A 12,815-nucleotide genomic window follows, 5' to 3' on the forward strand; every position below is an offset into this window, starting at 1 on the left:
GCCGGCGGGGGCCCGCCACTACCCGTTACAGGCGCTCGCCGGTTTCCGGGTTGAAGAAATGCGGCCCCTGCGGGTGGATCGCCACGCGGATCTGCTCACCCACCGCCGGCAGTACCTGCGGCGCCACGCGCATGGTCAGCGCATGCTGGCCACTGCTCAGGTTGACGAAGATCTCGTTGCCGACCGGTTCGATGCCTTCGATGCGCGCGTTGAACGCATGCGCATCGTCGGCGGTCGCCGGCTGCAGGTGCTCGGGGCGCACGCCCACCGCGATCGGCTTCTGCAGCCACGCCGGATCGATCGTGGCCTGGCCCAGCGGCGCGCGCCATTCGCCGTCAACCACGGTCACGCCACCGGCATCGCCCTGCAGCGTGCCACGCAGCACGTTCATCGCCGGACTGCCGAGGAAGCCGGCCACGAACAGATTGGCCGGGCGGTCGTACAGCGCCATCGGCGTGTCGATCTGCTGGATGACGCCGTCCTTCAGCACCACGATGCGCTGACCCAGGGTCATCGCTTCGACCTGGTCATGGGTCACGTAGATCATGGTGGTGCCCAGCTTGCGGTGCAGCTGCGCGATCTCGGTGCGCACACTGTGGCGCAGCTTGGCATCCAGGTTCGACAGCGGCTCGTCGAGCAGGAACACCGCCGGCTCGCGCACCAGCGCGCGGCCCAGCGCAACACGCTGGCGCTGGCCGCCGGACATCGCCTTGGGCAGCTTGTCCATCATCTCGGTCAGGCCCAGCGTCTGCGCCGCCTCGGCGATGCGCCTGTCGATCGTCGCCTTGTCATGGCCGCGCAGCTTCAGGCCGAAGGCCAGGTTCTCGGCCACGGTCATGTGCGGGTACAGTGCGTAGCTCTGGAACACCATCGCGATGTCGCGATCCTTCGGCGCCACGTCGTTGACCACGCGATCGCCGATGGTCAGCGTGCCGCCGCTGATCTCTTCCAGCCCAGCCACCATCCGCAGCAGGGTCGACTTGCCACAGCCGGACGGGCCGACCAGCACCATCAGCTCGCCATCGGCGACCTCGAAGCTGGCGTCCTTCACCGCGACCTGGCCGTTGTCATAGACCTTGCGCACACCCTGCAACTGCACTTTTGCCATATCACCTAATCCGGTCCGCCCGAAGCCGGGCTGTCTTTTGGGACTGCCTCGGCCCTCCCGATGGCAGTGATGATTGCGCGCCCACCGCATGGCGGCGAGCACTGCAATCGAATACAGTTGCCCATTCTGCCATGTAAACGTTTTCACGTGGCACTATCCGATGATCGGTGCGCACCGATCTGCGTCGGCGATTGAACGAAGGTTCCGCCGAGGTAGTGGTTTCGATTGGAACGGTCTTCCGGAGCCCCGGGAAACCCGCCCGACGAACCTCGGACAGGCAGTTGCGCGGATGTCCCCCGAACCCAGCCATGAAGCGATTGACAACGATGTCACCCGGATCTGAAACTCGAGCGATGCACGACACCCTCTTCCTGTTCGGTGCCACAGGTGATCTGGCCCAGCGCTACCTGTTCCCTTCGCTGCTTCGCCTGCTCGGCGACGGCCTGCTGCCGGAGGACTTCCGCATCCGCGCACTGGCCCTGTCCGGGCATGACACCGAAGCCTTCCATGACATCCTGCGGCCGCGCCTGCAGCAGGCCATGCCGATGGCTACGCAGGACGACATCGCCGGGCTGCTGCGCCGCATCGACTACCGCTCGGTGGACCTGCGCGACGTCGACTCGGTCGCCGCCGCGGTCGCCGACCTGGTGCACCGCAAGTGCGTCAGCTACCTGGCCATCCCGCCGGGCCTGTACATCTCCACCTGCGAAGGCCTGGCCAAGGGCGGCGCCCTCGCCGCGCCGGCACGGCTGATGCTGGAGAAGCCGATCGGCAGCGACAGCGAAAGCGCTGAAGAGATCATCTCCACCATCGGCCAGTGGATCGACGAGGACCGCGTGTTCCGCCTCGACCACTACCTGGGCAAGGCCGCGGTGCAGAACCTGATCGCGCTGCGCTTCGGCAACACGCTGCTGGAAGCGGTGTGGAACCGCAACTACATCGAATCGGTGCACATCCTGGTCGCCGAAAGCGAAGGCGTGGATGGCCGCGACGCCTACTACGCCCGTTCCGGTGCGCTGCGTGACATGGTCCAGAGCCACATCCTGCAGCTGCTGTGCATGGTGGCGATGGAGCCGCCGGCCTCGCTGGAAGCCGACCGCATCCGCGACGAGAAGGTCAAGGTGCTGCGCGCCCTGCGCCCGCTCGATGCCAAGCACGCCGCGCGTGACAGCATCCGTGGCCGCTACACCGCCGGCACCATCAACGGCCAGCCGGCCCAGGCCTACCAGCCGCCGGAAGGCAGCGACGTGGAAACCTTCGCCGGCGTCACCGCGCATATCGACAACTGGCGCTGGAGCGGCGTGCCGTTCCACCTGGTCACCGGCAAGCGCCTGCCCGAGCGCACCACCCGCGTGGTGGTCACGCTGAAGCCGGTCACCCACTGGCTGTTCGAGCGCCCGCAGCGTGCGCAGGCCGCACCGAACCGCCTGGTGTTCCAGCTGCAGCCGCAGGAGAACATCGAGCTGGGCCTGATGAGCAGCCTGGCCGGCCCGGAATGGGGCGCGCTGGAACTGCATCCGCTGGAACTGGAACTGTCGGTGCCGACCGGCCTGCACCGCCGCATCGCCTACGAACGCCTGTTCCTGGATGCCTTCAACGGCAACCACACGCTGTTCGTGCGCGACGACGAAGTCCGCGCGGCCTGGGCATGGATCGACAGCGTCGCCGATGCCTGGAAGGAAGCCAGGCTGCCGCTGGAACCCTACCCCGCCGGCCAGTGGGGCCCGGGCAACGCAACGGAGTTCCTGCCGCAGGGCGTGGATGCGCCGGACAGTGGAGCCTCGGCATGAGTGTCGGCTCGCAGCCGGTGCTGGTCGCCGACATCGGGGGCACCAATGCCCGTTTCGCACTGGCCGATACCTCGCTGGACGCGCCGCTGCTGAAGGACAGCATCCGCGAATACGCAGTGGCGGAGTTCCCATCGCTGGGCGACGCCGCACGTCATCACCTCGAACAGATCGGTGCCAGCGCGGGCCGTGGCGTGTTCGCGGTGGCGGGCCGTGTCGATGGTGACGAGGCACGCATCACCAACCACCCGTGGGTGATCTCGCGCAGCCGCACCGCGGCGATGCTCGGCTTCGACGAACTGCACCTGATCAACGACTTCGCCGCACAGGCGATGGCAATCTCGCTGCTGCAGCCGGAAGACGTGATCCAGGTCGGTGGCGCGGCATGGGTACCAGGCAAACCCGGACAGCCGCGCAACTACGCGGTGATCGGACCCGGCACCGGACTCGGCGTCGGCGGCCTGATCCTTCGCCATGGCCGCTGCTATCCGCTGGAAACCGAAGGCGGCCATGTCAGTTTCCCGCCGGGAACGCCGGAGGAGATCCGCATCCTGGAGATCCTGTCCGAGCAGTTTGGGCGCGTCTCCAACGAACGGCTGATCTGCGGCCCTGGCCTGGTCAACATCCATCGCGCCGTGTGCGAGATGGCCGGCATCGATCCGGGCCAGCTGCAGCCGGTGGACGTGACCGCACGTGCGCTGCATGGCGACCCGCAGGCGATGCGCACCGTGGACGTGTTCTGCGCCGTGTTCGGCGCGATCGCCGGTGACCTGGTGCTGACCCAGGGCGCCTGGGACGGCGTGTTCCTGACCGGCGGCCTGACCCCGAAGATGCTTGATTCGCTGCAGCACTCCGGGTTCCGCCAGCGCTTCGAGCACAAGGGCCGCTTCTCTTCGATCATGGCGCGGGTGCCGTCGCTGGCGGTGATGCATCCCCACGCTGGGCTGCTGGGCGCCGCCGCCTATGCCGCCGACGCCGAACGTGACGCACCAGGAGTTGCCGCATGAGCCCCACCTTCCAGGACGACCGCATCGAGTTCATCCAGCACGGCGACGCCGATGGCTGGATCGAGGCGGTCGCCGCCGAGATGGCACAGACCCTCAACCACGACATCAACGAAGTGGGCCGCGCCCGCATCCTGCTGTCTGGCGGTACCACGCCGGCGCCGGTGTACCAGGCACTGGCCGAGCTGGACGTGCACTGGGACCGGGTTGAAGTCAGCCTGGCCGACGAGCGCTGGCTGTCGCCGCAGGATCGTGACAGCAACGCCTGGTTGGTGCGCGAACATCTGCTCAAGCGCGCCGAGGGCGCGCATTTCGACCCGTTGGTGCGCGTCGGCAAGCCGCTGCCGGAATGCGTCTACACCGTCAACCTGCAGGCCCAGCACAGCCAGCCGCCGAGCCTGGTGGCGCTGGGCATGGGCAATGACGGCCACACCGCCTCGCTGTTCCCGGGCTCGAAGGACCTCGCCCGCGCGCTGGAAAGCACCCTGCCCTATGCGGCGCTGGATGCCACCGGCTGCCCCGGTGCCAACCAGTGGCCGCTGCGCATCACGCTGACCCCGCACGGCCTGCGCCAGTGCCGCCAGCGCCTGCTGCTGCTGCGCGGCAAGCAGAAGCTGCAGGTGCTGCGCCAGGCCCTGGACAGCAACGACGCCCAGCAGTATCCGATCCTCAACGCGATCAACCTGGAAGGCGCGCGCCTGCGCGTCCACTGGGCTGATTGAAGTCGGCGGCGGCGCGCTGCCGCCGCTTGCCTCTCGCCACCACGAACGCCGGTAGCCAATGAGCCTCCATCCGCAACTGCACGCCATCACTGAGCGCGTCATCCGCCGCAGCGCCGCCTCGCGCGCCGCCTACCTGGCCGCGATCGACGCCGCCCTGCGCGATGGCCCCTTCCGCAGCCGCCTGAGCTGCGGCAACCTCGCCCATGGCTTCGCCGCCTGCGGCGGTACTGACAAGAGCCGGCTGCGCGGCGGCGTGACGCCGAACCTCGGCATCATCACCGCCTACAACGACATGCTGTCGGCGCACCAGCCGTTCGAGACCTACCCCGAACAGATCCGGAAGATCGCCCGCGAGCTGGGCGCCACCGCACAGGTGGCTGGCGCGGTGCCGGCAATGTGTGACGGCGTGACCCAGGGCCGTGGCGGCATGGAACTGTCGCTGTTCTCGCGCGATGTGATCGCCCAGGCGACGGCCATCGGCCTCAGCCATGACATGTTCGACACCACCGTCCACCTTGGTGTGTGCGACAAGATCGTGCCGGGCCTGCTGATCGGTGCGCTGGCCTTCGGCCACCTGCCGGCGGTGTTCGTGCCGGCCGGCCCGATGACCCCGGGCATTCCGAACAAGCAGAAGGCCGAAGTGCGCGAGCGCTACGCCGCCGGTGAAGCCACCCGCGAGGAGCTGCTGGAGGCCGAGTCCGCCTCGTACCATGGCGCCGGCACCTGCACCTTCTATGGCACCGCCAATTCCAACCAGGTGTTGCTGGAAGCGATGGGCGTACAGCTGCCGGGTGCGTCGTTCGTCAACCCGGACACCGCCCTGCGCGATGCACTGACCCGCGAAGCCACCGAGCGCGCACTGGACATCACCGCGCTGGGCGACGATTTCCGCCCGCTGGGCCGGATCATCGACGAGCGTGCGATCATCAACGCGGTCATCGCGCTGATGGCCACGGGCGGCTCGACCAACCACACCATCCACTGGATCGCGGTGGCGCGGGCCGCCGGCATCGTGCTGACCTGGGATGATTTCGACGAACTCTCGCAGCTGATTCCGCTGCTGGCCCGTGTGTACCCGAACGGCGAAGCCGACGTGAACCGCTTCGCCGCCGCCGGTGGCCCGGCATTCGTGTTCGGCGAACTGATCAAGGCCGGCCTGATGCACGGCGATCTGGTCAGCGTGGCGCGTGGCGGCATGGCCGACTACGCCCGCGAGCCGCAGCTGCGCGAGGGCAAGCTGGTCTACCTGCCGGGCCTGGAACGCAGTGCCGATGAAGAGGTGGTGCGCAGCGTCGACAACCCGTTCGAAAGCCAGGGTGGCCTGCGCCTGCTGCGCGGCAACCTGGGCAAGTCACTGATCAAGCTGTCGGCGGTGAAGCCGCAGTACCGCAGCATCGAGGCACCGGCGGTGGTGGTCGATGCGCCGCAGGTGCTGAACAAGCTGCACGCCGGCGGTTTGCTGCCCGAGCATTTCGTGGCGGTGGTGCGTTACCAGGGCCCGCGTGCGAACGGCATGCCGGAACTGCATTCGCTGGCGCCGCTGCTGGGCCTGCTGCAGAACCAGGGCCGGCGCGTGGCGCTGGTCACCGACGGCCGCCTGTCCGGCGCCTCGGGCAAGATTCCGGCGGCCATCCACGTGACGCCGGAAGCGGCGCGCGGTGGCCCGCTGGCGAAGGTCCGCGAGGGCGACATGATCCGCCTGGATGGTGAAGCCGGCACGCTGGAAGTGCTGGTGGACGCCGCCGAATGGGCGGCGCGGTCGTTGGCGCCGAACACGGCTCCGGCAGCGCATGACCTGGGCCGCAATCTGTTCGCGATCAACCGTCGCGTGGTGGGCCCGGCCGACCAGGGCGCGATTTCGATTTCGTGCGGGCCGGCAGCGGCGGATGGTGGGCCGTGGGATTACGACGCCGAGTATGAGCTGGGGCACGATGCGGCGGCAGCGGCGGCGCCGCATGAGGCGAAGGACGCCTGAGGGTTGAAGAGCGTTGCGGGTTTGTTGCGGCGGTGAGTTTGCTGGCGGCGGCAGAGGGCAGGCCGTCGCCAGGACACGCCGTGAATACGTCCCTGTAGGCTCGGTCGCGCCATCCATGGCGCGAACGGTCCTGGCGACGGCCTGCCCTCCGCCGCATCACAGTTTCCGGCGCCGATACGCCGCGAAGTGATCACTGAAAATCAAATTCAAACGCAGAAGCAAAGGCAGAAGCAGAGCTATGGGTATCGAACAACATCAGGTGAAGGCGGCGGAGCTGTTGCATGCGGCGGGCATCCTGCCGGTGGTGACGATTCATACGCTGGACCAGGCGCGTGCGGTGAGTGCGGCGCTGCTGGAAGGGGGCTTGCCGGCGATCGAGCTGACCCTGCGTACGCCGGTGGCGATGGAAGCGCTGGCGATGCTCAAGCGCGAGCTGCCCGATGTGGTGGTGGGCGCGGGCACGGTGCTGACCGTGCAGCAGATGCAGCAGTCCATTGATGCGGGTGCGGATTTCCTGGTGACCCCGGGTACGCCGCCGGCACTGGCCGATGCGCTGGCCGCCGCCCCGCTGCCGGTGGTGCCGGGTGCGGCGACGCCGACCGAGCTGCTGTCGCTGTATGCGCGCGGCTTCCGCGTGTGCAAGCTGTTCCCGGCCACGGCCGTGGGCGGGCTGGCGATGATCAAGGGCCTGGCCGGCCCGGTCGCCGATCTCAAGCTGTGCCCGACCGGTGGCATCACCGAGAACACCGCCGCCGAATACCTCGAGCAGAAGAACGTGGTCTGCATCGGTGGTTCGTGGATGGTACCGGGCAACTGGATCGCCGACGGCGAATGGGACAAGGTCCGCGCCAGCGCCGCCGACGCGGCGAAGATCATCAAGCGCGTGCGCGGCCACTGAGCCCGACAAAGGTGTAGAGCCGAGCCCACGCTCGGCTCTGCAAGACCAACCTCCCGAGCGCGCACAGCGCGCGACCCGCTCCTGCTCTTCCCTCTTCATTCCGCGGTGAATGCCCCGGAAACTGTCCGGGGTCGGGCAGGTTGGGTTCGCGGGGGTGTGAGCCGCATGGGCCCGAGGCATGCCTCGGGCGGGTTGGGCAGGACGCCCCACCCCGGTCTTGCCGTGTGCGCAGGAACGCGCACACGAGCAAGCGGCTGCCAAGCCTACAAGGACGTACTTGCGGCGTCCCCGCACTCTGACACCGCCCCGCCTCCCCACGGAATGCCCGTTTTTGACGTTGACGTTGATTTGGCTTGCAAGCGGATGCAGGGCTGCAAGCCCTGCCGAACCCTCCACCGGGCGTAGAATGCTGGCATGAGCGAATCCCTTGACAACCACCTGGTCCACGGCCGCCGCCAGCGGCCCGACGGCCCATCGCCGATCGATGTCATCTCGGTCCAGTCGCAACTTGTCTACGGCCACGCCGGCAACAGCGCCGCCGTTCCGCCGATGCGCGCGCTCGGCGTTCGCGTGGCGGAAATCCCGACCGTGCTGCTCAGCAACGCGCCGTTCTACGACACCACCCGCGGCCGCGTGCTGCCCGCCGACTGGTTCGCCGACCTGCTGCTCGGTACCTACGAACGCGGCCTGCCGCAGCGGGCCAGGATGCTGGTGTCCGGCTACTTCGGCAGTACCGCCAACGGTGCCGCGTTCGCCGACTGGCTGGACGAGATCCTGCCGGCCTGCCCACAGCTGCGCTACTGCCTCGACCCGGTGATCGGCGATACCCATACCGGGCCCTATGTCGAGCCTGGCCTGGAAGCGATCTTCGCCGAGCGCCTGCTGCCGCATGCCTGGCTGGTCACGCCGAATGCATTCGAACTGAACCGCCTCACCGGCATGCCGGCGTTGGCGGAGGCCGATGCCATCGCCGCCGCCCGTACGTTGCTCGACCGTGGTCCGCAATGGGTGATCGCGCACAGCGTCGGTGGAAACCCCGGCGAGCTGGTGACCCTGGCGGTCGGTCGCGGGGAAACCTGGCGCTGGACCTCGCCGTTGCTGCCGGTGGATGTGGCCGGCACCGGCGATGTGCTGATGTCACTGGTGGTGTCGTTCCTGCTGCGCGGCGAATCGATGCAGCAGGCGATCTCGCGCGCCATTGCCGGTACCCATGCAGCGCTGGAGGCGACCCTGGACAACGGCTTCGAAGAGTTCGACGTGATCGCCGCGGCGCCTGCCGCACTGGCCGAAGGCACGCGCTTCCGCGCCGAACGCGTGGCATGAGCGATCTGCACGAACGCACGCCGCGCACGGTCGGTATCGTCGGCAGCGCCGGCGCCTACGGGCGCTGGCTGAGCCGCTTCTTCCAGCAGCACATGCAGCTGCAGGTGATCGGCCATGATCCAGCGGACCCGGCCTCGCACACGCCGGAGCAGCTGCTGGCGCAGGCTGACGTGCTGGTGTTCTCGGCACCGATCCGGCACACGCCTGCGCTGATTGCCCAGTACGTGCAGCAGTCGGCGGGGCGCGAGCAGGACCGCCTGTGGCTGGACGTGACGTCGGTGAAGGAAGCGCCGGTGCAGGCGATGCTGGCCTCGCAGGCTGAAGTGGTCGGCCTGCATCCGATGACCGCGCCGCCCAAGGCACCGACGCTGAAAGGCCGGGTGATGGTGGTGTGCGAAGCGCGGCTGCAGCACTGGCAGCCGTGGGTCGACGCGTTGTGCGCGGCGCTGCAGGCCGAGTGCGTGCGCGCCACCCCGCAGCACCACGACCAGATGATGGCGCTGGTACAGGCGATGGTGCATGCCAGCCACCTGGCCCAGGCTGGCGTGCTGCGCCAGTACCAGCCGCAGCTGGGCGATCTGGCCGCGATGATGCCGTATCGTTCGGCGTCGTTCGAGCTGGATACCGCGATCATTTCGCGCATCCTGTCGTTGAATCCGGCCATCTACGAAGATATCCAGTTCGGCAACCCGTACGTGGCGCCGATGCTGGAGCGGCTGATCGGCCAGTTGCAGTCCCTGCAGGCACAGGTCGGGCAGGGCGACGACGGCGCACGCGGCGCATTCCGTGAGCAGCTGTTGTCGGCCAACCGCAGCGCCTTCGGCGAGCAGGCACTGGCTGACGGCAACTACACCTTCGAGCGGGTGGGCTACCTGCTGGCGGACCTGACCGAGCGCAATGCGCTGTCGGTGCATCTACCAGAAGACCGGCCCGGTTCGCTGCGTGAGCTGCTGAATGTGTTCGAGCAGCACCGCATCAGCCTGGCCTCGATCCACTCCTCGCGCACGCCAGGCGGCGAAGTGCATTTCCGTATCGGGTTCGTGGCGGGTAGCGACCCGGCAGCGATCGCAGCGGCGGCGGCCAAGGTGGACGCCAGCGGCATCGGCCGGGTGCTGGGCTGAATTCATCCACAGGCAGTGTGGATGATTTCTGCGCAAACGTGTGGATAACCGTGCGCAGGCCTTGGTCCGCAAGGCTGTCAAGATGCCTGGCGATAAATTGGCCACGCCTCTTGTATGGTCGAGCGATGCTCGACCGCCCTTGGCAGAAAGCGTGTCGACCAAGGTCGACACCTACCAGAGCGGGGCGATGCGGAATCCGGTGGCGCCGGGCCATGCCCGGCAAACTTCAGATCGTCAACCGCAGTTCGCCGCCACTGGTGGTGAACTCGCGGCCGTTGCGCACCAGCTGGCGGCCATCATCCAGCTCGTAGCGCGGCGTGGCCTCGGAGTGGTGCCCGCTGCCATTCGCCTCGGGCTTGAACTCGATGATGATGTGGCTTTCGCCATTGCTGTCGACGGCGGGAAACTGACGGAACGACATCGTGCACCTCCTTCTACGGACTGCGAACGCTGCTTTTGGTCGCCAGCTTGGTCCGGCCGATGTTAGGCGACCGTCATCAATCGATGAACTGCAGCCTAGCCAGTTCAGCGTACAGACCGCCTTCGGCCAGCAACTGTGCGTGCGTGCCCTCGGCCACGATACGGCCCTGGTCCATCACCACGATGCGGTCGGCCTTGAGCACGGTGGCCAGGCGGTGGGCGATCACCAGCGTCGTGCGGCCGGCCATCAGCCGCTCCAGCGCCTGCTGCACGCTGTACTCGCTCTGCGCGTCCAGCGCGCTGGTGGCTTCGTCCAGCAGCAGGATCGGTGCGTCCTTCAGCAGCGCACGGGCAATCGCCACGCGCTGCTGCTGGCCGCCGGAGAGGCGGGCGCCGCGCTCACCCAGTTCACTTTCGTAGCCCTGCGGCAACGCACGCAGGAAGCCATCGGCCTCGGCCGCGCGTGCGGCCTGCTCGACCTCGTCGTCGCTGGCCTGCAGACGGCCATAGCGGATGTTCTCGCGCGCACTGGCCGCGAACAACGTCGGCTGCTGCGGTACCAGTGCCAGCTGCGCGCGCAGTTCGGCCGGGTCGGCCTGGCGCACGTCGACGCCATCCACGCAGATGCGGCCGCTGGCCGGATCGTGGAAACGCAGCAGCATCGACAGCACCGTGCTCTTGCCGGCGCCGGACGGGCCGACCAGGGCCACGGTTTCGCCGGGCCGCACGTGCAGGGTGAAATGGTCCAGCGCGGCCTGGTCCGGCCGCTGCGGGTAATGGAACACCACATCGTCGAACTGGATTCCGCCACGCAGCGGCTGCGGCAGCGCGTGCGGCTGTGCCGGCGCACGGATCTCGATGTCTTCCTGCAGCAGTTCACCGATGCGGCCCATGCCGCCGGCCGCCCGCTGCAGCTCGTTCCAGACTTCGGCCAGCGCGCCGACCGAGCCACCGCCGATCAGCGCATACAGCACGAACTGGCCCAGCGTGCCGGCGCTCAGGCGCCCGTCGATCACGTCGTGAGCGCCCAGCCAGAGCACCCCCACGATGGCGCCGAACACCAGCAGGATGGCGCTGGCGGTGACCAGCGACTGCGCGCCGATGCGGCGGCGTGCGGCCTTGATCGCATCGCCAAGCGCATGGTCGAAGCGGCCGCGTTCGTAAGGCTCTCGGGCATGGGCCTGCACCGTACGCACCGCACCGAGGGTCTCGCTGGCCAGGCTGTTGGCATCGGCGATGCGGTCCTGGCTGTTGCGCGCGACGGTGCGCAGCTTGCGCGCACCGATGATGATCGGCAGTACCGCCAGCGGGATGCCGAGCAGCGACCACGCTGCCAGCCTCGGGCTGGTGACGAACAGCATCGCCAGGCTGCCGACCACGGTTACGCTGCTGCGCAGGGCGACCGACATCGTTGAACCGACCACGCTGCGCAGCAGTTCGGTGTCGGCGGTCAGGCGCGAGACCAGCTCACCGCTGCGGCTGCGGTCGTGGAAGCCGGCGCCCAGCTGGATCAGGTGCGCGTACAGCTGGCTGCGCAGGTCGGCGACGACCTTTTCGCCCAGCAGCGACACGAAGTAGAAGCGCGCGGCGGTGCCCAGCGCCATCACCGCCGCCACCAGCATCAGCAGGGCGAAGGCACGGTTGATCTGGCCGCCGCTGCTGAAGCCGTGGTCGATCATCTGCTTCACGGCCGGTGGCAGGCTCAGCGTGGCGGCCGAAGAGACAGCCAGGGCCAGCAGCCAGGCCGTGAACAGGCCGCTGTGGCGGCGCACGAACGGCCATAGCGTGCGCAGGCTGCCAAGGCGGCGCAGCGGCGGGGTCGAAGCGGGGGCGTCGTCCTTGTCAGTCATCCTGGTCGTCGTCTTCTATGCGGATACGGTCACGGGTGGCGTCGCGCAGGCGGATTTTCAATGCGTCGACCTGATCGGCAGGCAATTCGATCCGCAGGCACACGCCATTGGCATCGAACTGTTCATCACGCTTCCCGGCACCAAAGGCGGGAAGGGTGGCATGCAGGCTGCCCAGGTCCTCGAAGCCGGCCAGCAGCTGCAGGCGGGCCATGGTGACCAGCGGCAGGCGTGGCGCGGTGCGCAGGCACTCGGCGGCGGCACCGCCGTAGGCGCGGACCAGGCCGCCGGCACCGAGCTTGATGCCGCCGAACCAGCGCGTCACCACCACCATCACCCGGTCGAAACCCTGGCCATCGATGGCGGCCAGGATCGGCCGCCCGGCGGTGCCTGCGGGCTCGCCATCGTCGCTGGAGCGGTAGTCCTGCCCATGGCGGTAAGCCCAGCAGTTGTGCGTGGCATCGGCCACTGCAACCTGCTGCAGGAACGCCATCGCCGCCGCGGCGCCATCAATCGGCGTGGCATGGGCAATGAAGCGGCTGTGTTTGACTTCCAGCGTGTGACTGACCGGCTGGGCGAGGGTATCGGGCATCTCCACCATTCTACGGTG

General features: G+C 68.3%; 11 protein-coding genes. 7 read left to right on the top strand and 4 right to left on the bottom strand.

The window, feature by feature from the left end; all coding sequences use genetic code 11:
• Positions 1-25 precede the first annotated feature (25 nt).
• Positions 26-1,108, bottom strand: a complete 1,083-nt coding sequence (locus QRO93_RS13895; protein ID WP_180879750.1) for an ABC transporter ATP-binding protein — start codon at positions 1,106-1,108, stop codon at positions 26-28.
• A 353-nt stretch (positions 1,109-1,461) separates the two neighbouring features.
• Between QRO93_RS13895 and zwf the strand changes: the two genes are divergently transcribed.
• The 7 genes from zwf to QRO93_RS13930 all read left to right on the top strand — a co-directional run bounded on the left by zwf (position 1,462) and on the right by QRO93_RS13930 (position 9,938).
• A complete protein-coding gene (gene zwf / locus QRO93_RS13900) occupies positions 1,462-2,898 on the top strand; it encodes a glucose-6-phosphate dehydrogenase (RefSeq protein WP_008264947.1) in 1,437 nt (478 codons plus the stop codon).
• Positions 2,895-3,902 (top strand): glucokinase, encoded by a 1,008-nt coding sequence (glk, locus tag QRO93_RS13905; RefSeq protein WP_006432897.1) that lies wholly within the window; start codon positions 2,895-2,897, stop codon positions 3,900-3,902. The genes zwf and glk overlap by 4 nt, the downstream gene beginning before the upstream one ends.
• Positions 3,899-4,621, top strand: a complete 723-nt coding sequence (gene pgl, locus QRO93_RS13910; protein ID WP_053449387.1) for a 6-phosphogluconolactonase — start codon at positions 3,899-3,901, stop codon at positions 4,619-4,621. Before glk ends, pgl begins: the two co-directional genes overlap by 4 nt.
• Positions 4,622-4,679: 58 nt before the next feature.
• Complete coding sequence (edd, locus tag QRO93_RS13915) at positions 4,680-6,596, top strand: phosphogluconate dehydratase (RefSeq protein WP_053449386.1); 1,917 nt, start codon at positions 4,680-4,682, stop codon at positions 6,594-6,596.
• A gap of 238 nt (positions 6,597-6,834) precedes the next feature.
• The gene (eda, locus tag QRO93_RS13920; RefSeq protein WP_053449385.1) at positions 6,835-7,494 is read left to right on the top strand and encodes a bifunctional 4-hydroxy-2-oxoglutarate aldolase/2-dehydro-3-deoxy-phosphogluconate aldolase; all 660 of its coding nucleotides are present in this window, start codon (positions 6,835-6,837) and stop codon (positions 7,492-7,494) included.
• A gap of 414 nt (positions 7,495-7,908) precedes the next feature.
• Positions 7,909-8,817, top strand: coding sequence for a pyridoxal kinase (gene pdxY, locus QRO93_RS13925; RefSeq protein ID WP_053449492.1), 909 nt, complete (start codon positions 7,909-7,911; stop codon positions 8,815-8,817).
• Positions 8,814-9,938, top strand: coding sequence for a prephenate dehydrogenase (locus tag QRO93_RS13930; protein ID WP_180880949.1), 1,125 nt, complete (start codon positions 8,814-8,816; stop codon positions 9,936-9,938). Before pdxY ends, QRO93_RS13930 begins: the two co-directional genes overlap by 4 nt.
• A 226-nt stretch (positions 9,939-10,164) precedes the next feature.
• On the opposite strand, the gene QRO93_RS13935 is transcribed toward QRO93_RS13930, so the two are convergent.
• The 3 genes from QRO93_RS13935 to QRO93_RS13945 form a co-directional block, all read right to left on the bottom strand.
• Positions 10,165-10,359 carry a hypothetical protein gene (locus tag QRO93_RS13935; protein ID WP_005416191.1) on the bottom strand — a complete coding sequence of 65 codons (195 nt, stop codon included), beginning with the start codon at positions 10,357-10,359 and terminating at the stop codon, positions 10,165-10,167.
• 76 nt (positions 10,360-10,435) lie between these two features.
• Positions 10,436-12,208 carry an ABC transporter transmembrane domain-containing protein gene (locus QRO93_RS13940; protein ID WP_180880950.1) on the bottom strand — a complete coding sequence of 591 codons (1,773 nt, stop codon included), beginning with the start codon at positions 12,206-12,208 and terminating at the stop codon, positions 10,436-10,438.
• Positions 12,201-12,797: a YigZ family protein gene (locus QRO93_RS13945; protein WP_053451288.1), complete on the bottom strand. Its 597-nt coding sequence runs from the start codon at positions 12,795-12,797 to the stop codon at positions 12,201-12,203. Before QRO93_RS13945 ends, QRO93_RS13940 begins: the two co-directional genes overlap by 8 nt.
• Between the last annotated feature and the right edge of the window lie 18 nt (positions 12,798-12,815).

The organism is Stenotrophomonas maltophilia group sp. Smal17 (genome assembly GCF_030237045.1).
GTDB lineage: Bacteria > Pseudomonadota > Gammaproteobacteria > Xanthomonadales > Xanthomonadaceae > Stenotrophomonas > Stenotrophomonas forensis.

Excerpts from the sequence above, each read along its gene's own strand:
- QRO93_RS13930 (WP_180880949.1), top strand. The coding sequence starts at position 8,814 with ATGAGCGATCTGCACGAACGCACGCCGCGCACGGTCGGTATCGTCGGC.
- pgl (WP_053449387.1), top strand. The coding sequence starts at position 3,899 with ATGAGCCCCACCTTCCAGGACGACCGCATCGAGTTCATCCAGCACGGC.
- pdxY (WP_053449492.1), top strand. The coding sequence starts at position 7,909 with ATGAGCGAATCCCTTGACAACCACCTGGTCCACGGCCGCCGCCAGCGG.
- eda (WP_053449385.1), top strand. The coding sequence starts at position 6,835 with ATGGGTATCGAACAACATCAGGTGAAGGCGGCGGAGCTGTTGCATGCG.
- zwf (WP_008264947.1), top strand. The coding sequence starts at position 1,462 with ATGCACGACACCCTCTTCCTGTTCGGTGCCACAGGTGATCTGGCCCAG.
- QRO93_RS13935 (WP_005416191.1), bottom strand. The coding sequence starts at position 10,359 with ATGTCGTTCCGTCAGTTTCCCGCCGTCGACAGCAATGGCGAAAGCCAC.
- glk (WP_006432897.1), top strand. The coding sequence starts at position 2,895 with ATGAGTGTCGGCTCGCAGCCGGTGCTGGTCGCCGACATCGGGGGCACC.
- QRO93_RS13945 (WP_053451288.1), bottom strand. The coding sequence starts at position 12,797 with ATGCCCGATACCCTCGCCCAGCCGGTCAGTCACACGCTGGAAGTCAAA.
- QRO93_RS13940 (WP_180880950.1), bottom strand. The coding sequence starts at position 12,208 with ATGACTGACAAGGACGACGCCCCCGCTTCGACCCCGCCGCTGCGCCGC.
- edd (WP_053449386.1), top strand. The coding sequence starts at position 4,680 with ATGAGCCTCCATCCGCAACTGCACGCCATCACTGAGCGCGTCATCCGC.
- QRO93_RS13895 (WP_180879750.1), bottom strand. The coding sequence starts at position 1,108 with ATGGCAAAAGTGCAGTTGCAGGGTGTGCGCAAGGTCTATGACAACGGC.